Origin of the sequence: Aquibacillus halophilus (genome assembly GCF_009649745.1) — a bacterium.
Taxonomy (GTDB): Bacteria; Bacillota; Bacilli; order Bacillales; family Amphibacillaceae; genus Aquibacillus; species Aquibacillus halophilus.
Genome location: NZ_WJNG01000017.1, coordinates 64760 through 87150, shown reverse-complemented (window position 1 = coordinate 87150; position 22391 = coordinate 64760). Strand labels below are relative to the sequence as shown.

Sequence of the window (22391 nt, the reverse complement as noted above, 5' to 3'; positions counted from 1 at the left end):
GTGCGAAAAGGGGGAACTATGAATAGTAATAAGATAAAAGGATTAATAATACTTGGAATAACGGCAATACTTTTAATAGTTTTCACTCTATATAATCAAGATGCAAAAAGGGTTAATTTAGATGAGACAAAGTTTACAATCTATGATTCAGAAGAAAATCTTATGGCTGAAAAAGAAAACTTACACGCTCCCTTCAGTCTTGCGCGTGAGATTGGTTTTACACAAAAAATTGATAAAAAAATTCCAGTTTTAGAATTGAACAGAACTGTTACATTGGAAGAGGCTTGGCTTGAAGGAACTGGGAGACTTATATTTGTCTACAGCATACAGCTCCATGAAACAGATAATGAAAATGCAGTACCGGAGTTAGAGATTGGTGAAATCACATATAAGAACAAAGATGGCGAGATATTCACAGTCCCTATTGACGAGGATAATCCTGGTTATTTTGAAATGGAAGAAAACACTGTACATAACAATAAACTTTATCGAATGACAATGATGTATCCTCATGATTTACATCGAACCATTAATAATGAAGATATGGCTACTTTTTTTGAAGATATAATAGAAATCAGTTTAGAGGAGATAAGTGTTACTGAAAATGAGGAAACTGCACAGATAGATGACTTTGCTTTTTCAGTTAATCCTAGAAGCAGAGATGATTTTTTCTTGAGCGCACCTGTAAATGAGGAACTAAATTTGGGAACAAATCAAAAGATTGGCTTCGATCAGTTACAAATTGGGTTATTTATGAACCGATTAATACTTACTCCTGACACTTCTAACCAGGTCAGTGGATTTTATTTAAATACCTCCCTTCCAGATAGGGAAATACAATATTTCGAGCCCGTTAGATATACCAAAGAAAATGAACCATTCGTGTCGACTAGTCCATTCAATAAATTACCGAATGAAACTGAAATTAAATTTAGAGCCATTCAATATTCAACAGAAGAAAAAATGGAAGCTACTATCACCAAAGACCAACTCACTAAACTCTTAGATAGCGAGATAGATAGGGTTGAGTTAGCAGAAAAAAATGGTTTCGTCTTATTCCTAGAGCCTCCAGGTAACGAGGGTGGCGATTTAAAACTATCATATGAAGTTCCGGAACTAATTAGTGATTGGGAGTACGTGATACCACTATCAGTTACTACTCAGAGACAGCTGGATGAATGGCTCGCACATGCTTCAAGTGAGGAAAAGAGATGGATTACACGTAGTGAATCCGTGTTTACTGCTTATACTGAAGAGGGGACTGAGTTGGGAATAGGTAACCTCTTTAGAAATTCAGAGCATGGATTTGCGTTGGAATTTAATCCAACAGATTGGCTTGAAGAGGATGTTATTCAGATCCACATAGCTAATCTCCCTCTAATTGAAGAGATAAATAAGGAACTAGTAATTGAAATACCTGAATATAAATAGAAATAAACTTTCACAAAAATATTAGGGTGCAAAACATGTTCAACCATGTTTTGCACCCTAATTATATTATTTACCTTGTTTTTCTTGTTGTCTAAGTTCTATTCGTCGAGTTTTTCCTGAAGACGTTTTCGGCAACTCTTTGATAAACTCTATTTTTCGCGGATATTTATATGGTGCGGTCATGCTCTTCACATGGTCCTGTAATTGTTTGATTAGACTCGGATCTTCAGCGTCCACTGTTTCCTGAAGAACGATAAAGGCTTTTACCACATTACCACGAACTTGATCTGGACTAGCGACTACTGCACATTCTTTTACATATGGATGCTTGACCAACGCATCCTCTACTTCAAACGGTCCAATTGTATAACCAGAGCTTACAATAATGTCATCGCTTCTTCCTTCAAACCAGAAATAACCTTCTTCATCCTTTGAAGCTTGATCGCCAGTAATATAGTAGTTACCACGCTGAGACTGTTTTGTCCGTTCTGGATCCTTATAATATTCCTTGAATAATGCTGGGGTGTCTAGTGGAATGGCAATATCCCCAACTACACCAACAGCTACCGGATTACAGTTCTCATCAATTAGCTCGACATTGTTCCCAGGTGTAGGTTTACCCATCGAACCTGGCTTCACCTTCATGCCTTTTAAAAATCCTAATAACAATGTGTTCTCTGTTTGACCATAACCATCTCTTACCGTTACATCAAAATATTTCCTAAACGTATCAATCACTTCTCGATTTAAAGGTTCACCAGCAGAAACGGCACTGTGTAAATGCGGAAGAGAATAATCAGTAAGATTATCTACCTTGACCATTAGGCGATATTCTGTTGGCGTGCAGCATAAAACATTAATCGATTCACTTTCAAGCAAGCCAAGGTACATTTTCGGATCAAATTTACCGTTATAGACAAATCCTGTTGCACCTGAACCCAATACCGAAAGCAACGGACTCCACACCCATTTTTGCCAGCCTGGTGCTGCAGTAGCCCACACAAGATCCCCTTCATTTATACTCAACCAATTCTCTGGTGCTGTCCGTAGGTGAGCATAACCCCATCCATGCGTGTGCACGACTCCTTTGGGATTCCCTGTCGTACCTGATGTGTATGGAAGGAATGCTATATCATCTCGAGTGGTGTGAGTAATCGCTAAGCTACTTGATGCTCCAGTCATTAGCTTATCCAGATCGTGCCATCCCGGAACTTCTTTTCCTATCGAAAACTTTTTTAAATCCTGAAGCTGGGTTATTTCGCTAAACTGCTCTACGAATGGAAAATAACTTACCACCCCACTTACTTCTCCATGGGTAACCCGATACTGTAAATCCTTTGTTCTTAACATCTCTGAGCTTGGTATTAACACAATCCCCGTTTTCAAAGCAGCAATGTAGACTGCATATGCCTCTATTAAACGAGGTACCATAATTAGTATTTTATCGCCTTTTTTTAGACCATTTTCTAAAAAAGCATTACCAATCTTATTGGCATTGTCTATTAATTCTTTATATGTAATCTCTTTCTTTTCTCCTAAATCATCCTGCCAAATTAACGCTTTACGATTTGGATCTTTCGTTGCGAAGCGCTCGAACTCCATAGCAATATTGTAATCGACTGGAGCAATTAAATCTTCTTTTTCCATAGTATCACCTTCACATTAGTAGTAGGTCTTAACTACTTGTCATTATATCAACCTTTAAAATAGAATTAAAGAAATGAGCCTTAATTGCCTAATATTTTTGGAATACCTAACGGTAGTGTGATTGTAGCGTATCCTCATAAATTGCACAGTTCATCTACTATTATGTTATGATAGAAGAACAAAGAAGGAGGGACTATAATGAACACGTTCCCAATTGCGATCAACAAAAAAAACATTGATTTAAAACCCAATAAACTGGCTATCTACAAGCAAAGCAAGATTATCGAGGCGATAGATTCTGATCAAAAACATTACTATTTACTGTTTTATAAAGATAAATTCCTCAATGGTGTGCAAGATGATAGTATCAAAATAGATTCACATATCCATAGATCCTTTTCCCAAGGCATTGTTTTTGACGGGGACCACCCAATTACTAATGAATTAATTCGCTTCAACCAACCCTTCTCTTTCACTCGCTTTAATCAACTTTATAAAAAAGTGGAACAACATTACTCCCTTATCGAAACAGTTATGATATTCACCTTTTTTAATTCCTTTATCCAAGAATCCGAAATAAAAAGAATGCTTAATAAAGTCTATTATCAATATCGTAGAAACGGTCAAATGCTCGGCGCCTATCAATCATTAAAAATATTTCAACAGTTCGATGGGAACTATCCGTTTGTAACAGATATGTTAAACAACATGCAATTCCAAAAGTATGAAATAATGTATCAGGATCTAGATCAACTAATCACAAAGGATCCTATTTACGTAGAGTTATTAAGCTATAACTATCTTGACCAAGTCGAGTACTTACAAATACTAGTTAACCTGTACCAAAAACAAAGCCGCTGGATGGATGAACTAGCAATTAGAATACATTTACTTGTAAAAGAATTCGCCGAAAAAAACTTTGACCGAATCAATGAAATTATTCAACAGCAGTTTGATTCGTACAACCAAACTGTGATTTTAAATGAAATCGTTAATAAAAACGAAACAAATCCTAAATTTAAGCAATTACTTCTAGACAATCTTATTCAACTAGAACAACACAATGATATAGTCAAATACATTCTTACCACCGATGTACAACCTCAACCTAATCAGATTTCAGCTATACTGCTAAATTTTCAACAGGCAGACACAGAAATTTTCACTCCTTTATTTGACCGACTTAATACTCGTTTAATTGAATTATTTAAACACGATCATAGGGCACTAGAACTCACTACTATACGCTGCATATCTTCATTTTTTGGTGAATACGATTTGAACCAAATTCATAAATGGTTTAAACCATTCCATGATGCCGATATCCATCTTCCAATTGAAAACAAATTGACAAAAATGCAATCATTAGAGGAAGATCCTGACCAGCAATTCGCCCTAGGAGAAATATATTTAGAGTTTCAACAATTTGAAAAATCGGCTGACTGCTTTAAATGGGAAATGGAGTTAAGGCCCAACGATCCAAGGCCAGTTCAATTTCTTAGTCGAATTTATAAAGAATTGGGTAATAAGGACGAGGCGAATGCCTATCAACAATTGTTGATTCAAATGCAAAAACAATAACTAAAAACAAATGAACAAATTTAGTATGAATAAAGAATTAACTCATAAAATACAAACAAGGATAGCGATAGTCTGCTATCCTTGTTTTTTTCCCTAGGCTATTTTCCAAAAGATTGTTGTTATTTACGGATAGTCCATAGACTGCGGCATAACTGCTGTTGATTTCTTCCACTCTTTTTTGAATAAGCCTGCTATGTTGATTTTCGCTCCGGGCAGTCGCTTTCCGCGGGCAACGCTTCAACTTCCTCGGAAGGAAACCGCTTCCTGCGGGATTTTCAGCCGTCGCTTTTCCCGCTGGAGTCGACTGCCCTCCGCTCCAATCAGCATCATTATAAGTAAATAGCAGTTGTTTGGTTTATATTAGTTCAAACACAACACTATAATTGCATAAAAAACACGTAGACTCTTCAAAATATAAGCCGATTTTCTTTTCCTTTGTGCTTATAATTCTTTGTCGAAGAAATTACTTGTCTTCCGGGAGGGAGAGCCCTGTTTCCATAGAGGATACATATTCTGATTAACGAGTAGTGATATTCTTGGAATAAACGTTGTTGGAGTTCATCTCACTTGAACAAAAAGCTATTCTAAGCTTTGGAAAAATGCGACACTCCTCGAAAATATAAGGCAATTTTCTTCGTGTGTTGCAAATTCACGGATGTCATTTCTGGTCCTATGGGAAAGGAACAGTCTGAAGACCCCGCAACGAGCGTTTTTGGGACTGCGATTACTCGCCCCACCGAAAACATTTTCTCGTGAGGAGGCTGAAGCGTTCCCCTTGGAAAGGGAGTGTTTTTCCGGAGCGATGGATGATCACTCATCCTATAAAGGATGGGGTACGGTCACTACAAAGTTACGTCGCAATTATCATCAAGTGCGAAGATAAAGAAGCAACAAAACTTACGAAAAGAGCCTTTTCCTAACTTGTTCCATTATTTGGTGCAACTAATTCTACTTTTATCCTATCGGGATCCTCAAAATACACAGCATAATGGTTCTTCCCACCCGCGTATGGGTGTCGATCATGATAAAGAATGTTGATACCCTTGTATTTTAATTCATTGGTTAACGCGTCTACTTGTTCTTTTGACTTAGCATGGAATGCTAGATGGTTCAAGCCAACACGTGCTCGGTGAAAACCAGCCTTCAGATGTTTTTCTTTTGCTTGGACAAAAACCAAGTAAGTGTCTTGATATTTCCAACTTATTCCTTGATCCCACTCTTGATAGAGCTGATAGCCTAATTCGTTTAATAACCAACCCCAAAACTGTGTAGATTGTTTTAGGTTGGACACATATAACTCCACATGATGTATCAAAAGAATTCCTCTTTTCCATAATTACTTTTAATGGTGGTACCTTTATAATTCTATTGTTTTGACTATTTCCCTTTTATAATCTCCATTCTATTATGACTGTTATGTGACCCATCCTCACTATGCTATAATTGTAAGCAAAATCGAAACGGACAGGTGATTATATGCAAAAAAAATACTACGCCATTGTCGATATCGGATCAAATACCATGCGGCTTGTTATCTATTTACAAGAAAAGGCTGGCAAATTACGTGAGGTTGAAAACGTAAAAGCAGTTGCAAGGCTTCGGAATCATTTAGACGATGAAGGGTTATTGACTAAAACTGGAATAGACATTTTAATATCGACACTTAAAAGTTTCAAAGAAGTCGCCGAAACGTATCATTTAACTAACACTGTCTGTGTGGCAACCGCAACGATTAGACAGGCGAAAAATCAAACAGAAATTCAACAAAAGATTCAAGAAGAGACAGGATATGAAATGAAAATTTTATCAGGTCACGAAGAGGCCTTTTATGGTTATTTAGCTGTTGTCAATTCAACGGCCGTTACTGAAGGAATAACTATTGATATCGGTGGGGGTAGTACGGAGGTTACTTATTTTAAGAGCAGAAATCTTCTCGAATCACATAGCTTCCCTTTTGGCGCCTTAACACTAAATCAATTTTTTAAACATGAACAACCATTAGATGATGAGATAGCTGAGTTACGAGACTTTTTATCCAAACAATTTGATTCCCTTCCATGGCTAAAGTCAAGAGCCGTTCCTTTAATCGGAATAGGTGGAAGTGCACGAAACTTGGTCCAAATTGATCAAAATAAAAAAGCATATCCATTAGCTGGACTACATCAGTATAAGATAACAGAAACTGATATTAAAGAAATTAGTGACTATCTTGGCTCTCTATCTTTGAGTAAGCTCGAAAAGGTAGAAGGTTTATCATCAGATCGAGCTGATATTATTTTTCCAGTGATCGAGGTTTTCCATTCCTTATACCAATATATCGAGGCCGAATCATTTATACTTAGTCGTAAGGGGTTACGTGAAGGAGTCTTTTATGAACAACTCTCGAAAGGATTAGGAACGTTCTTGTTCCCTAATGTCCTTGAAGATAGTATCCAGGAATTAATTAATGATTTCGACTTAAACCCTAAACAGATATTACATGTTCAATTTTTAACTAGAAGATTATTTTTTGAATTCTCGAACCAAGACATTGGATTTTTAACTGATGAAGATTGGATGGATGTGAAAAGAGCAAGCTATGTATTTAATTTGGGTGAATACATTGATTCTGAATCAAGCTCTCAGCACACATTTTATCTATTAGCTAATCGAACAATTGATGGTTTACTACACCTGGACCGATTAAAACTTGCATTAATTGCGTCCTTTAAAAATAAAACGGTTTTCAATCAGTTCATTGACCCATTTAAAGATTGGTTTTCAAAAAATGAACAAAAAAAGCTACGTTTATTAGGATCAATACTAAAGTTCACGTATTGTTTAGATGCAACCAAGAGACAAATTGTCGAGGATATTAAGGTGACTTCTTCGGAGAAGACAGTTAACATCACATTGTATTGCAATCAAACATGGATGCCTGAGGAGTATCAATCCGAAAAACAAAAGAAACACCTTGAGAAGGCAATCAAAAAAAATATCACACTGGAATTTGTAGATACTACAAATTAACCATCCAATGCTACGCCAGCAATATTTTTAAATGTAATAAAATAATTTACCAAATCTTTACACTAATTTAACCTAAAAGCACAAAAAAAGGCGTAGTATATAAGTGGAGAAACTTTGAACAAAGGATGATTGGAATGTCAATTTTGGACACAAAGGATGACTTGGACAATCCACTTTATTACAACAATCGTGAGCTAAGCTGGTTAGCCTTTAATGAACGAGTTCTAGAAGAAGCTCGTGATGATAGCAATCCACTAATAGAACGATTTAAGTTCCTTGCTATTTTCAGTTCAAACCTGGATGAATTTTTCATGGTTCGTGTTGCTGGACTCAAAGATCAAGTTAAAGCGGGATTTAATAAACCAGATAATAAATCTGGACTAACACCTAAGCAACAGCTCCAACGGATTTCTGAAGTCAATCACCTTTTAGTGAAGCGTCAATATGAAACATATCAAAAATTGACTATTCTTTTAAAAAAGGAAAATATTGTTATTAACTCAATGAAGAACTTATCAACTGAGGAAATAAAACAATTAGAAAAATACTTTGATGAACAGGTCTATCCTGTTCTGACACCTTTAGCAGTAGATGCTTATCGGCCATTTCCAATGTTGTTAAATAAATCGGTCAACTTAGCCGTAGTCCTAGAAGACGAATTTTCAGCACCGCATAAGGCAATTGTTCAAGTCCCCGCACTTTTAAATCGCTATATTCGACTAGACTCTACTGATCATCATTATGTCTTATTAGAGGATCTCATTAGCTATTTCACTTACAAATTATTCAAGGGCTTCAACGTAAAATCAATCTTAGAATTTAGAATTACACGCAATGCAGATATGACCATTCATGAAGAGGGTGCACGTGACTTACTAAAAGAAATTGAAAAGGAATTAAAAAAAAGAAAATGGGGCGCTGCCGTTCGATTAGAAGTAAGATCCCGGCAGGATAGTCAATCCATTATTAATTTCTTACTCGAGGTACTAGAGATTCATAAAGGTGATTTATATGAGATTAACGGCCCGCTTGACTTAACGTACATGTTTCGTTTCCATAGTGAATTAGAGAACGATAAAGAACACTTATTTTACAATACATTGATGCCTCAACCTTCACTTGATATAGGAGGTACCGACAATGTGTTTGAAGCGGCTAAAAAAAGAGATATTTTCCTACACCATCCATATGAATCATTTGAACCTGTAATTGACCTCATAACTGGAGCAGTCGACGATCCTGATGTACTCGCAATCAAACAGACCTTGTACCGTGTAAGTGGAGACTCCCCAATCATAGATGGCCTAAAACGAGCCGCGGAAAAAGGAAAACAAGTGACCGTATTAGTTGAGCTAAAAGCAAGGTTTGATGAAGAAAAAAATGTACAATGGGCAAAAGAACTAGAAAAGGCTGGTTGTCATGTAATCTATGGGATGAATTCATTAAAAACTCATAGCAAAATAACCTTAATAATTAAAAAAAAGCTTGGAAAGATAGAGCACTGTGTACACCTTGGAACTGGAAATTATAATGACCAAACAGCTCACATATACACTGACATGGGCATTGTTACTACAAAACGCAAATTCGGAATTGATGCAACTAACTTTTTTAATTTTTTGAGCGGCTATACCGAAAAGCCAACTTTCTACCACCTTTCTATGGCACCTTATGATATGAGAAAGGATTTTATTGCTTATATCGAGAAAGAGATTAGTTTTCATAAACAATCTGGCACTGGTCGAATCATAGCAAAAATGAATTCTTTAACTGACAAAGATCTTATTTATAAATTCTACAAGGCATCACAGGCTGGAGTGAAAATTGATTTAATAGTACGAGGAATTTGTTGTCTACGTCCAGGAATTAAAGGGGTTAGCGAGAATATTCATGTGCGTAGTATTGTAGGCAGATTTCTAGAACATAGTCGAATTTATTACTTTCATCATAATGGTGAAGGGAAGATGTTCCTTTCATCGGCTGACATGATGACTAGAAATATGGTGAAACGGGTGGAACTTTTATTCCCAGTTTTTGATGGAGAGATAAAAAAACGCATTAAAGAAATTTTAGAAATTTCTCTTCAGGATAATGTAAAAGCTCGTCAACAATGTAATGATGGCACTTATGTTTACGTAAAAAAAGACAAAGACGATCCAATAATAGACAGTCAAAAGGTGATATATAACCTTGCATACCAAGTGTTAGATGATGAAGAATAATCGACACAATAAAGCCTCTAAAAAATCAGTTAAACATGATTTTTTAGAGGCTTTTTTAGATACCGAAAATTGGCTTCGGTATCATCTTTTTCATCACTAGATGGTCTAAACTTCGAAAGGTATATCCTTGTTTCCTTAAATCATCTATTAGATGTTCTAATGCATCTGCATTATCCTGTGATACCGTATGAAGGAGAATGACAGCACCAGGATGAATCTGATTGACAACTTGTTGATATGCTTGTTGCCATCCCTTTTGGCTATTTGTGTTCCAATCAACAAAGGCAAGCGACCAAAACATATGAATATAACCGAGCTCGTTTGCCCACTGGATGGACTGCTGAGTAAAAGTTCCTTTTGGTGGTCTTACATACTTCATTTCCTTTTGAACAGTGATATCTCCTACAGCCTTTTCCAGACTATCGAGCTCTTCTTTCATTTTAGCTTTGGAAATAGATGTTAAATCAGGATGGTGATAGGTATGGTTTCCGACAATATGTCCTTCATTTACCATCCGCTTAACGAGACCAGGCTTATCCTTTACATAATGACCTGTGACAAAAAAGGTTGCTGGAACTTGTTTGTCTTTTAGAACATCCAAAACTTTACCTGTGTGGCCTTGTTCATAACCATTGTCAAAGGTTAAGTAAATTTCTTTATCACCTGATCTATCAAGATAATAGCCACCATATCGTTCCAAGATACTTCCATATATACCGACTTGCGGCGGCTGATGATCAGAACTTTTTTTATACCCCCAACCATAGCTTGCTGCTTGGATAGTATTTGGCAAAGACACAAAAATTAAAGTTATGACAATCAACGCTAGTCCTAGCCTTTTCTGCATATTTATCACCCATTTTTTATTCTTATTCTGTCGAAAACCGGATGTCTTTATGCAGATATTCCTCCCATTAGTTTATTTCAAATTCTCTTCCATTTTTTCTACTAAATTAATGAGCTGATCAATATCTTGAAGTGAAGTTTCACTAGGGTCCATTTTTTCTAACCTAGCCATAAATCCATCTAAATGCATTTTCAACTGTGCTACTTTATCTTGTTGGTTCATTTTATCTGCTCCTCTATAGCCTTAATGATTTCATCCTAATAAAAAAATGATACTATGTCCAGGCTAAGAACCTAGTACTAAGATAATGCTATACTATAACTACTCAATATGGTTGGAGGTAATATTTTGAGCTTTTCTAATATCATGGATGTAATTCAATTAATTTTTAACAATATAGCTACTCATATTGTTATAGGTGCCCTTTTTGCGATTATTTTGTATCAAGTATTAAAAAGACTAGTTGGTTCCTTCTTCAAACGCACCGATTTCTTAAATGAAAAAGAAGAAAGTACCCTTGAATCAATGTTTATTTCCATAGTAAAATATGTAGTTACTTTCGGGTTTATTGTGTATGTTTTCTCCCTTTTTGATGTAGAAATAGGAAACATCTTAGCTGGTGCTGGCATTATTGGTATCATAGTAGGTCTCGGTGCTCAGAGTTTAATTAAAGACTTGTTAGCAGGGCTTTTCTTAATCTATGAAAAGCAACTGAACAAAGGAGATTGGGTAAAGGTTAATAATCTCCATTCGGGAGTCGTTGAAGATATAGGTCTTAGGTTCCTTAAGATACGTCAATGGAGTGGCGTTCTGTTAACCATTAGTAACGGACAGGTCCAAACAATTGAAAACTATAATATAGAAAAGATGCGAGTGATAGAGAATATCACAACAAGTTTTCAAGAAGATCCAAAAAAAATTTTTACTCTACTCGAACAGATTTGTGTTCGCCTTAATCAAGAGCTCAGCGACTACTTAAAAACGGATGCTCTTGGTGCACCGATTGAACCATTTGCTGTTTTTGGGATGTCTTCTCTAAATGACCAATATCGAGGTTATCAATATACGATAACTGGACTAAGTGATGATCTTTTCTATTTTACTGCTGCTAAGGAAACCCGTCGGATTATTGCGGAAACTTTATTTGATAACAAGATTCAAATGGCTGAACAGCATATCAATCTTGGAGAGCAAAATAAGTGATCAAAACCATACACAAACTAATTATCAAAGCGCTGCCTTGGAGTTTCTACTGAGAATCTCCTAAGGCAGCTTTTTACTATTTTAATTTAAATGAAAATGATACATGATCCTGAATAGGAATCCAGGCACCAATTCCTTGTTTAGTCACATTCTTCACAACAATCTTCTTTTTAGAACCTTTTAATTGAATATAGACTTCTCCAAATGTCACCTGACCTTTTTCACTAACGGCTGGTGCGAAAGCATCTAGATACCCCATCTTCTTGACCGGTATTGCATAAGAATTATCTTTCTTAGTTCCTTTACCTATAACTGCCTGGAAGGAAAGCGGTAGATCCATGTTCTCTTTGGCATTGAGTAGCATCATTTTCTTAATTTGCTCAGGGCTATCTATTTTGGCTGTTAACCCACCCTTAACGTGCTTTTCCTCTTGTTGATTAAAGCTCATAGTCTTTTGAGCATCACCACCAATATTATTCAATTGGTTTGTATTAATTTGTTGATATTCCCAATTTACATTTGTTTCTGATGATGTATAACTTAATGGCCAGTGCCCCATATAAACCATTCCACGGTATCCAATTGCTATGGGTGAAGGTTTTAAGGATGTTTCATTAAGCATCTTAATTAAATCGGGATTTTCAATCTCATGATCGGCATCTTCAATAAGCTCTTTAACTAAATCACTTGGTTCTAAAATAACCTCATCTTTAGTTGAATTTGGATAGGTGTTTTCTTTAGATATATTTAACACATGACTTGGTATCTTATTATTTTTTTCACTTTTTTCTTTCGTTTCAACTTCCTCTGCATTGATGGAGAAAGGGGAAATCACAGTAATCATAAGAGCAACAATTCCCATTAAAATACTATTTTTCATGTAACCAATCCTTTCTTATTTTTTTTGTAGTATTTTCATGAGAAGTCAATGTTATACAGTCTTTTACTTACCAATAACTCTTTCAACAAAAAAAAAGAGCCCTATGGCCCTTTTTTAACGACTCAGTTCAATCGATTCGAGACTTTCTTCTATCTTTATACTACCCTCGATTGAACGAACCATGGAACAGTTTCTTCTAGAAACATCCAGGTTTTTATATAGTTTTTCATCATCAAGATTGTACCCCTTAATGATATAATGCAGTCGAATTGTCTCAATCCTGTTTGCCTCTTCTGGGTTTCTTTCTACTTCGGCAGTAACCAAAAAATCTTCTACTTCTATTTGTTGTTTTTTGAGAATCTTTTGAAATACAGAAGCACTGCACCCTGCAACGGAAGCTACCATTAGCTGAAATGGCCTAAAACCATATTCCTCATCACCAGAAATGTCTAACTCACCATATGGTAAATTTGTTCGAACACCAAATTCCTTTGAATAAAACTCCACGGTTATCACTCCTTCTTATAGTATAGTACTACCCTTTATTAATGAGTTGTAACACTATTTTTGTTAGCTTCTTAATCTTTACAATCAATCATTTAAAATAACCATATTAGTATCAATACATTGACCTTTTTTATTCTTCATATTAAATTAGAGTATTGTGGTACATAGTTTATCGTCGATAGGGGGTAGGAGAAATGATCTCAACCAATACTAGATTTTGGATTTTGATTAGTTTAGTTGCTATTTCAGGTTTTTCGCAAGGCATGTTATTACCCTTATTGGCTATTATTCTTGAACAAAGTGGCGTTTCCTCCTCTGTTAATGGGTTACATGCTACTGGTCTATATATTGGTGTACTGATTGCTTCTCCTTTTATGGAGAAACCACTGCAAAAGCTCGGGTTTAAGCCAATAATTATGATTGGCGGTTTACTTGTAATTGCTTCACTTGCTTTGTTTCCACTTTGGCACGCTTTATGGTTTTGGTTTGTTTTGAGATTATTAGTGGGAATCGGAGACCACATGCTACACTTTGGGACTCAAACTTGGATTACCTCCACTTCAGGACCTGAACGTAGAGGAAGAAATATCGCATATTATGGATTATTCTTCAGTATTGGTTTCTCACTAGGTCCAATCATGACCCGATTATTAGCTGTCAATCAGAATCTACCTTTTTTCATTGCCGCTGGACTTTGTCTCCTAGTATGGAGTGGAATGTTTTTTGTGCGTAATGAGTGGACAGATGCGGATGGTGAAATTAACACGGTCGGGGCAACGACTTCTATTGGTCGTTTTATAAAGAGTTGGAAGTTAGCATGGGTAGCATTGTTAGCTCCCTTTGCATATGGAATTTTGGAATCTACACTACATGGTATTTTCCCTATTTACGGAATTCGACTTGGCCACGATGTGAATGTTCTTTCTCTCGTTATACCTTGCTTTGCTGCTGCAAGTTTAATCACGCAAATACCACTTGGAATATTGAGTGATAAGATAGGCAGAAGAAAGGTACTAACCTTTGCAATTAGTACTGGAATACTTGTCTTTTACATAGCAGCACAGCTAGAAGACTCTGTTATTTGGCTTTTTATAACATTTGCACTAGCAGGCATGTGTCTTGGTTCTTTATTTTCGCTAGGAATTTCTTATATGGCTGATTTGCTTCCCAAAGCTCTACTCCCTGCTGGTAATATTATGTGTGGAATCGCCTTTAGTTTAGGTAGTATTTCTGGCCCGTTTCTCGGTGGTTTATTCATTGATCTATTCCCGGAAACTTCATTCTTCTACATAATTATATTCATGTTAACAATTGTACTAGTGGCTATCATTGGTAAAGGGAACGTAACAATAGGCAAGCGTAAGCATAGTCAGAGTCTTGGTTAATATAACAGCGGTAGTTTTCTGTTGTTTTAGACACAAAATCTATAAACTACGAAGTAGTATCTTCTATCTCTGACACTAATTAAAGTTGAATGCTTATATGCCGTTCCGGCAGAATACTTCGCTTTCCATGGGCACGGCCTCAGCCTCCTCAGAATCAAAAAGCGATTCTTCCGGGGTCTTCGGACACGCGCTGTTCCCATAGGACAAGGAATGCTACATAGCAATACATCGCACGAAGAAAATTGAACTTTATTTTCGAGGAGTCTACGTATTCTACCTACACTGGTAGTGGTGTTCTGACTATCGAGGGAAAAGTCCGTGGTTGTATGTTGAGAGAATTTCCCCACTCTTGAAATCACAGCTATTTAAAATTTGTTGAACTAAACTACGCTAGTTTTAATCCTATCTGTCTCCCTTTACTTATTGTTGCAAATAAGATGGTGATTGGAGCGCAGGGCAGTCGACTCCTGCGGGAAAAGCGACGGCTGAAAATCCCGCAGGAAGCGGTTTTCTTCCGAGGAAGTTGAAGCGTTGCCCGCGGAAAGCGACTGCCAGGAGCGCAAATCAACTAATAGCTACGCTACGACGCTTTTTTCATCAACTGTGAAGATTAAAAACAACAACACTTACGAAATAAAAAAAAGAAGCTCAGTACCTCTTTGCGAAAGGGGTAATCGAGCTTCTTTTTTTTAATCTTGATGAATTTCGTGATAATAAGGCATGCCTTCTTGTGCACCCATTTTGGAAATAGATATACCCGCTGCTTTCACAGCAAACAATAATGCTTTTTGCAGCGACCACTCTTCTGCTAACCCAAATGCTAGAGCACCATTAAAACAATCACCAGCACCAGTAGTATCGACTATCTTATCCTGATTTCCTGCCGGTATTACTTTCACACTACCGTCTTGTGAATATGCGCAGCCCTTATCTCCTAAGGTAACAATTAATTTACTATCATGCATAGATTCCCATTGCTGGAAAGCTGAGCTTAAATTGTTTTCTATATTTAGATCACTACCTAATAAGGATTGTAGCTCTGTTTGATTTGGTGTAATATAATCTACCAACCTAAGCAGGTCACGACTAAGCTTTTTTGCAGGCGCTGGATTTAAAATGGTCTGTGCACCATGCCGTTTAGCGATGGACAGGGCAAACTCAACTGTCTCGATAGGTATTTCTAACTGGACTAGTAGTATATCCGCTTCAGAAATAATTGATTCTCTGTCCTTAATAACTTCTGGGGTACAATGACCATTCGCACCGGGGATGACAATAATACTATTATCCGTTGGAAGATGAACAATGTTGGCAATTCCTGTTGACTCATTTTCTTTTTCAATGATATTATTCGTAGCTAATCCGAATTCAGAAAACTGTTTTAATATTTTTTTACCGAATAAGTCGTCCCCAATGACACCAATCATATCAATTTCTCCACCCAGTTTTTTTATGGCAACGGCTTGGTTTGCTCCCTTGCCACCAGGTAGATATTCTACCTTTTCACCATGGATTGTTTCACCTAGCCTTGGAGCTTTATTCGCTGCAACGATAATGTCCATATTCAAACTACCAATGACAACAATCTTCTTACTCATTGCCTTCACCACTTCCCTAGTCTATCCTACGAATAGTCTACCACTACACATTGGTCACATGAAGGATTATTTAAGTACGTATCTACTAAAATGTTTCTCAAGTCTTTCTTGGAATGCCGAAATTACAATGCACAACGGCCAGTAAATTAGAGCAATAAGAATATACATTGTCAATGGATCATAAGTTCGTCCACCTACAATTTGAGCCTTTTGAAACAATTCCGGTACTGTAATAACAGCTGCGAGAGATGTAGCCTTTACGATGTCCAAGAATACATTTGTTATAGGAGGAAGTGCGATCCTGGTTGCCTGTGGCAAAACTATCTTCCATAATGTACTCCAATAAGAAAATCCTAATGCTTTTGCAGATTCCCACTGTCCACCCGGAACGCTATTCAATGAAGCCCGGTTTATTTCTGCAATATATGCAGCGCTATTTAACCCAAATCCGATGATAGATGCAGTATAAGCATTAAATTCGATACCGACAACAGGTAAACCAGAGTAAAGGATAAATAAGAAAACTAGAATTGGTGTGCCTCTCATAAATGAAATATATAAGCGAGAAGGATAGCGTAATAACCGATTCTCTGAGCTACGACCAAGTGCTAAAAATAAACCTAGAATTAGACCAATCGCCATCCCTACAAAAGAGACAGCGATAGTCATTGGAAGTCCTCCTAATACGAAAGGAAGGTTTCTTACTGCAAGTTCAACATCAAAAAAACCACCAAAGTCGAAACCATTCACATCTATATCAAACATATCGTTTCACCTTAAAGGTCCAGACCTTCAATTTCTTCAATATCTTCCTCTGGCTTCTGTGAGGCATCCGCACCAAAGAATTGTTCGGATAGTTCGGTAAGAGTTCCATCTTCTCTCATTTCAGCCAACGTTTCGTTAATTTTAGTTGTTAAGGTTTCGGAACCTTTTGGCATAACAATAGCCTGTTCTGTCGGATGGAATTTTATATCAGGATGAAGCACGATATCAAATTCCGTGAATGCTTTTAGTGCTAAACTTTGTAGGTAATAATCGTTAATAACAGTATCCGTCCGTCCATTATCAACATCTCTTAAATAAGTATCGTTCGTTGCATTTCCATAAGTAACTACTTCGGCTCCGTAGTGTTCTGCGATTTGACTAAACACTGTCGTAGCACCACCACCAGCCTTTTTCCCTTCTAAATCTTCAAGAGTTTCAATTCCCGAATGGTCTTCTTCTCTAACAATCATTGTTGTGTACGAGTATTTATATGGATCACTAAAAGAAAACTGCTCTTTTCTTTCGTCCGTTACTTCCATGTCGTTAATGATTAAATCAACTCTACCATTCTTCAATGATGAAAGCATTGTATCTACACCCATTGCTTCAAATGAAATATCTAGGTCAAGTCTGTTTGCAATTTCTCTAATAATTTCAACGTCATAGCCAGTTAATTCTTCTGATCCCTCCGGATAAAATGATGCCGGATACAATGTACCTGAAGTACCTACTACGATTTCTCCTGCTTCTTGAATTTCATCCCACTGCTCAGAGGATGCGTCTTCCCCACAAGCAACTAGCACAAAAATTAACCCGATTAAAACTGCTAATAAAAACCCCTTATTCTTCAACAAAATCCCACCCTTATTTTCTATTGTTATATTAAAAACATACTATAAAAGATAACAGTTTAATACTAATAAATCAATGTAAACGCACTCTGTTACCTAAGTATCATTAAACTGTTACACATGGTTCTTTTATACAAAATTATACGATAATTTTTTTTGATTTTCTACTAATATTATGGCTTTTCCAATCAACTATAACCTTTTTACTATTGAATCAGAGTTTAACGAATTTTTTCATTTCTTTACAATCATACCATCTTGACGACTAATTCTAATGTGTTATGATTAAATTAATCACAGATTATAATTATTATAATTTAATTATTCTCTATAAAAATCACAAAAACCAGAACTAACCCAGGTTCAACCTCAGACCACTAATGATTATCATTATCAATTAGAACGAAGGAGTTGATAACATTGTCCACTTTAATTAAATTAATTACAAATAATGAAACGTTTATTAATAGTAATTCTAATTTTCATAAACAGCTATTATCAATTAAACAGCACGGAGAATTGATTGCAGCGATATTTAGTGGTTTGATTATCCTTACTGCGTGGGTGTTAGAATCCAGTCTTGACCCTCGTACTTGGGTATTTCTTAATGTGTTAGCTTTCATTATTGGTGGTTACGCTAAAGCTAAGGAAGGCATCCTAGAAACAATCTCAACAAAAAAGCTAAACGTTGAAATGCTTATGATATTCGCTGCAATCGGATCTGCTGCAATCGGATTCTGGGCTGAGGGTGCTATCTTAATATTTATATTCGCTTTATCTGGAGCCCTTGAAACCTACACAATGGACAAAAGTGAACGCGAAATTTCTTCCTTAATGAATCTACAGCCAGAGCAGGCAACAAGGATTATTAATCATGCCGAGGAGTTAGTTCACGTTTCGGAATTAACCGTAGGCGATATTGTTCTCATCAAAGCCGGGGAACGTGTACCCGTTGACGGGGTCATTTTGAAAGGAAGCACCTCAATTGACGAAAGTGCAATTACAGGAGAAGCAATGCCAGTTAACAAAGAAAAGGACAACGAGGTTTTCGCTGGTACGATTAATTTGAACGGTAGTTTAACCGTGGAAATCATTAAACCCGCAAGCGAATCGCTATTCCAAAAGATCATAAGTCTTGTGCAAAATGCTCAAAGTGAAAAATCGCCATCCCAATTGTTTATTGAAAAATTCGAAAATAGCTATGTTAATGTTGTTTTAGTTTTAGTCGGTCTGATGATGTTTGTTCCTCACTATCTATTTGGCTGGAGCTGGACGGAGTCTATCTATAGAGCAATGATATTGCTTGTTGTTGCATCCCCTTGTGCCTTAGTAGCATCGATTATGCCCGCAACCCTTTCTGCTATTTCTAACGGGGCACGACAAGGAATTTTATTTAAAGGTGGTGTGCATGTTGAAAACTTATCCAATACTCATGCTATTGCCTTTGATAAAACTGGTACATTAACTAACGGAAAACCAATAGTTACTGACTTCATTCCTAGTTCAATTGATGAGGAAGACTACCTTTTATCTATCATTTCAGCAATAGAAAATGAATCCAACCATCCACTTGCACAAGCAATTGTAAACTTTTGCAGAGAAAGAAGTTCTGCCCTCTCTGCACACGAAGTGACAGACATGCAAAATTATAGTGGCAGTGGTGTCCAAGCAAAAATTGACAATAAAATATGGAAGATTGGTAAGGCAACTTTTGTTGGTGAAGTCGCGGCCCATCAATTCAACAATGGAGTGGCTAAGAAACTTGCCGACCAATCAAAAACACTTGTATTTATAGCCAACGAGGATGAAATTGTCGCTGTTATAGCCTTAAAAGATTCCATTCGTGAAGATAGTAAAAAAGCCATTAATTTACTAAAGAAAAGCGGAATTCATACTGTTATGATTACCGGAGATAATGAAGCAACTGCAAAATCAATAGCCGCTGAAGCAGGTGTGGATCAGTTTATTGCCAATTGCCTGCCTGAAGATAAAGTTACTCACATAAAAGAATTGCGAACAAAATTCGGTCACGTTACTATGATTGGTGATGGCATAAATGATGCTCCTGCACTTGCAACCGCCAATGTCGGAATAGCAATGGGGGCAGGGACTGACGTCGCCTTAGAAACAGCTGATATCGTACTAATGAAGAATGATTTGTCCAAAATTGCGCGTGCCATCCATATTTCCAAGCGGATGAACAAAATAGTAAAACAAAATGTTATATTTTCAATTAGCGTAATATTTCTTTTGATTTTGTCTAACTTTCTACAAGTACTCGACTTGCCTTTAGGAGTAATTGGTCATGAAGGCAGTACCATTCTAGTTATTCTCAATGGAATTAGATTATTAAAGGGATAATTATTTCTAGTTTAGTTTTTTTCACGAAAAATAGTCCAATTACAGGCGTTAAGCATTATGCTTATTTGGTTCTCTGTCAAATGTGGTGGTGTGTTTTTAACTCCACCACCTCTTTTTCTTTCAATCCAGCTATCATTTCATTCATCTTTTTTAAAATACCACGATTCTTCCGGCCTGATTATCTAAATAAATTTTGCGAAATTAGTACAAGTTCTATCAGATAAAAGTTTTAAAAGCCCACATTTTTATTGTCTTTTTTCATACAATTCTCTTAGAGGTGATAAAAGTGGTGAGAGTTAAATATACAGACAGTGATGTTGATTTAATGGCAAGAATGATGAGGGCAGAAGCAGAAGGTGAAGGACGACTGGGGATGCTTATGGTCGGTAATGTTATTGTAAATCGAGAAAAAGCTGATTGTTTGGATTTTAAAGAACTAAGGTCAATTCGGGACGTGATCTTTCAAGTGCAAGGTGGAAATTATTCTTTTGAAGCCGTGCAAAAAGGTAATGTGTTTTATAACAGAGCAAGAGAGGTTGAAAAAAAGTTAGCTAGAGAAACCTTAAAGCATTGGAGACAACATCCTTCCAAGTATGCTCTTTGGTACTTTAATCCATACGCTGAGTGTCCTCCAACATGGTACGGTCAACCATTTACAGGACAATATAAACAACATTGTTATTATGAGCCAATAGCCAACACATGCGAAGGTGCCTATAGATATTGACAATCCCCCCACACATTGTGGGGGTTTTGAGTGTTACTATTAGCTTGTGAAAATATGTCTAATATATTAATATTCATCCATAATCTTTAATACCACAACAATAAAGCAACCGTGGGGAAACTACTTATAATCAAAAATTGTTCTTAATCTATCTTTTCATCTTGCCAAAAACTTTGCACAAATACACCTTTCACCATACCGATAACAGCAAACATGCTAGCCTTTACACCCTTTTTAAACATATTATTGTAATTAGTAACTGGTGAACGTTATATGAATCTAGAATTTTTTCTAGTTACAAGAACAGCTATTATTACTGCACTAATGCCCCCGGCCATTTTCCCAACAATCATTGCAAATACAATTTCTCTATTAACGCCAGCAACGAAACCTAAATGACTTCCTAAAACAAAAGCTCCACTTACAGCAAAGGCAACATTAATTATTTTCCCTCTAGGATCCATGTCCTTAAGTAAGGATAACATTGGAATATTATGAGCCAAAGTTGCCACCATTCCAGCGGTTGATATATCACTAATACCTAATAATTTGCCGATTTTATTGAGTGGTTTTTTTAGAATGATTGATATAAAAGATACCATTGGAAATGCACCTGCAAGAAAAACAGCTATCATTGCGACGATCATAATTCCTTCATCTAGCGGTGTCATATTAGGAATGATTACAAAACCCGTGTAGGTTTCAACACAAATTGCCGCTAAACCAATTATTGCCATAATTTCGATACCTTTTGCAAAAATGGAGAAACCTGCTATCATAGCGTCTGTAAATTTAAACAATCCGATTGAAATTAAAACAGAAAGAAGAATAGTTGGTATCAGGTTTTTCACAATGATCAATATAGATAAGTCCGCAACTAAACCTCCAATTAAACAACCAATAGGAACAGTTATTAATCCTAAAAGAATTCCTTTAGCAAAGTATTTATGATCTTCTTTTTTTATAATGTTTAGTCCAACAGGGATCGTAAATGCTAAGGTTGGTCCCATCATTGTTCCTAAGAAAACCCATGCAAAAAGTTCAGACTCCTCACCTATAGACATCTCAGTAGCTAGTGAGTAACCTCCCATATCTAGCGCCAATAGAGTATTAGCAAATGAAGCCGGATCTGCACCAACCAATCCATATACAGGCGCTATAATAGGTGTTAGAAACCTTGCAAGAACGGGGGCTAATGATATAATTCCAACCATTGCAAGTGTAAGTGACCCCATTGTCTTAAAACCATCTGCAAAACGGGCACCCATTCCCCATTTATTACCCATACATTTATCGATTGCCCCTAAGCAAAAAAAGCCGATTACAATGTACACTATTATATCGTTAATTCCCATTTCTATATCTCCCATAATATAA

At 36.5% G+C, this 22391-nt stretch carries 18 protein-coding genes; 8 read left to right on the top strand and 10 right to left on the bottom strand.

The annotated features are described in order from the left end of the window. The first annotated feature begins 18 nt into the window (after positions 1-18). Positions 19-1431 (top strand): hypothetical protein, encoded by a 1413-nt coding sequence (locus GH741_RS18465; RefSeq protein ID WP_153738239.1) that lies wholly within the window; start codon positions 19-21, stop codon positions 1429-1431. Between the two features lie 66 nt (positions 1432-1497). On the opposite strand, the gene mbcS is transcribed toward GH741_RS18465, so the two are convergent. Next, positions 1498-3078, bottom strand: a complete 1581-nt coding sequence (gene mbcS, locus GH741_RS18460; RefSeq protein WP_153738238.1) for an acyl-CoA synthetase MbcS — start codon at positions 3076-3078, stop codon at positions 1498-1500. A 198-nt stretch (positions 3079-3276) separates the two neighbouring features. Here mbcS and GH741_RS18455 point away from each other — a divergent pair, with 198 nt between their 5' ends. Continuing rightward, positions 3277-4659 (top strand): tetratricopeptide repeat protein, encoded by a 1383-nt coding sequence (locus tag GH741_RS18455; protein ID WP_153738237.1) that lies wholly within the window; start codon positions 3277-3279, stop codon positions 4657-4659. Positions 4660-5575: 916 nt separating this feature from the next. Here the strand turns inward: GH741_RS18455 and GH741_RS18445 are convergent. Continuing rightward, on the bottom strand, positions 5576-5974 hold the full coding sequence (locus GH741_RS18445; RefSeq protein ID WP_153738235.1) for a VOC family protein: 399 nt from the start codon (positions 5972-5974) through the stop codon (positions 5576-5578). A 161-nt stretch (positions 5975-6135) separates the two neighbouring features. On the opposite strand from GH741_RS18445, the gene GH741_RS18440 reads away from it, so the two are divergent. After that, the gene (locus GH741_RS18440) at positions 6136-7668 is read left to right on the top strand and encodes a Ppx/GppA family phosphatase (protein ID WP_153738234.1); all 1533 of its coding nucleotides are present in this window, start codon (positions 6136-6138) and stop codon (positions 7666-7668) included. A 134-nt stretch (positions 7669-7802) separates the two neighbouring features. Next, positions 7803-9890 carry an RNA degradosome polyphosphate kinase gene (locus GH741_RS18435; RefSeq protein ID WP_153738233.1) on the top strand — a complete coding sequence of 696 codons (2088 nt, stop codon included), beginning with the start codon at positions 7803-7805 and terminating at the stop codon, positions 9888-9890. A gap of 55 nt (positions 9891-9945) precedes the next feature. On the opposite strand, the gene pdaA is transcribed toward GH741_RS18435, so the two are convergent. Beyond that, complete coding sequence (gene pdaA, locus GH741_RS18430; protein WP_153738232.1) at positions 9946-10737, bottom strand: delta-lactam-biosynthetic de-N-acetylase; 792 nt, start codon at positions 10735-10737, stop codon at positions 9946-9948. A gap of 72 nt (positions 10738-10809) precedes the next feature. Then, the gene (locus GH741_RS18425; protein ID WP_153738231.1) at positions 10810-10959 is read right to left on the bottom strand and encodes an SE1561 family protein; all 150 of its coding nucleotides are present in this window, start codon (positions 10957-10959) and stop codon (positions 10810-10812) included. A 144-nt stretch (positions 10960-11103) separates the two neighbouring features. On the opposite strand from GH741_RS18425, the gene GH741_RS18420 reads away from it, so the two are divergent. Then, positions 11104-11940, top strand: coding sequence for a mechanosensitive ion channel family protein (locus GH741_RS18420; RefSeq protein WP_153738282.1), 837 nt, complete (start codon positions 11104-11106; stop codon positions 11938-11940). Between the two features lie 76 nt (positions 11941-12016). On the opposite strand, the gene GH741_RS18415 is transcribed toward GH741_RS18420, so the two are convergent. Next, positions 12017-12820, bottom strand: coding sequence for a YfkD famly protein (locus tag GH741_RS18415; protein ID WP_153738230.1), 804 nt, complete (start codon positions 12818-12820; stop codon positions 12017-12019). 114 nt (positions 12821-12934) lie between these two features. Continuing rightward, positions 12935-13327 (bottom strand): OsmC family protein, encoded by a 393-nt coding sequence (locus GH741_RS18410; RefSeq protein WP_338079559.1) that lies wholly within the window; start codon positions 13325-13327, stop codon positions 12935-12937. A 194-nt stretch (positions 13328-13521) separates the two neighbouring features. Between GH741_RS18410 and GH741_RS18405 the strand changes: the two genes are divergently transcribed. Next, positions 13522-14712 (top strand): MFS transporter, encoded by a 1191-nt coding sequence (locus tag GH741_RS18405; RefSeq protein ID WP_153738229.1) that lies wholly within the window; start codon positions 13522-13524, stop codon positions 14710-14712. A gap of 689 nt (positions 14713-15401) precedes the next feature. On the opposite strand, the gene rbsK is transcribed toward GH741_RS18405, so the two are convergent. From rbsK to GH741_RS18390, 3 genes are all read right to left on the bottom strand, one after another. Next, positions 15402-16310, bottom strand: a complete 909-nt coding sequence (gene rbsK, locus GH741_RS18400) for a ribokinase (protein ID WP_153738228.1) — start codon at positions 16308-16310, stop codon at positions 15402-15404. Between the two features lie 66 nt (positions 16311-16376). After that, entirely contained in the window at positions 16377-17075 is a 699-nt protein-coding gene (locus GH741_RS18395) for an amino acid ABC transporter permease (protein ID WP_153738227.1), read from the bottom strand. A gap of 11 nt (positions 17076-17086) precedes the next feature. Then, positions 17087-17929, bottom strand: coding sequence for a transporter substrate-binding domain-containing protein (locus GH741_RS18390; RefSeq protein ID WP_420809411.1), 843 nt, complete (start codon positions 17927-17929; stop codon positions 17087-17089). A gap of 417 nt (positions 17930-18346) precedes the next feature. On the opposite strand from GH741_RS18390, the gene GH741_RS18385 reads away from it, so the two are divergent. After that, positions 18347-20287 carry a heavy metal translocating P-type ATPase gene (locus tag GH741_RS18385; RefSeq protein ID WP_153738225.1) on the top strand — a complete coding sequence of 647 codons (1941 nt, stop codon included), beginning with the start codon at positions 18347-18349 and terminating at the stop codon, positions 20285-20287. A gap of 286 nt (positions 20288-20573) precedes the next feature. Then, on the top strand, positions 20574-21014 hold the full coding sequence (locus GH741_RS18380) for a cell wall hydrolase (RefSeq protein ID WP_338079558.1): 441 nt from the start codon (positions 20574-20576) through the stop codon (positions 21012-21014). Positions 21015-21283: 269 nt separating this feature from the next. Here the strand turns inward: GH741_RS18380 and eutH are convergent, their stop codons facing one another. Further along, entirely contained in the window at positions 21284-22369 is a 1086-nt protein-coding gene (gene eutH, locus GH741_RS18375) for an ethanolamine utilization protein EutH (RefSeq protein ID WP_153738224.1), read from the bottom strand. Positions 22370-22391: the final 22 nt, after the last annotated feature.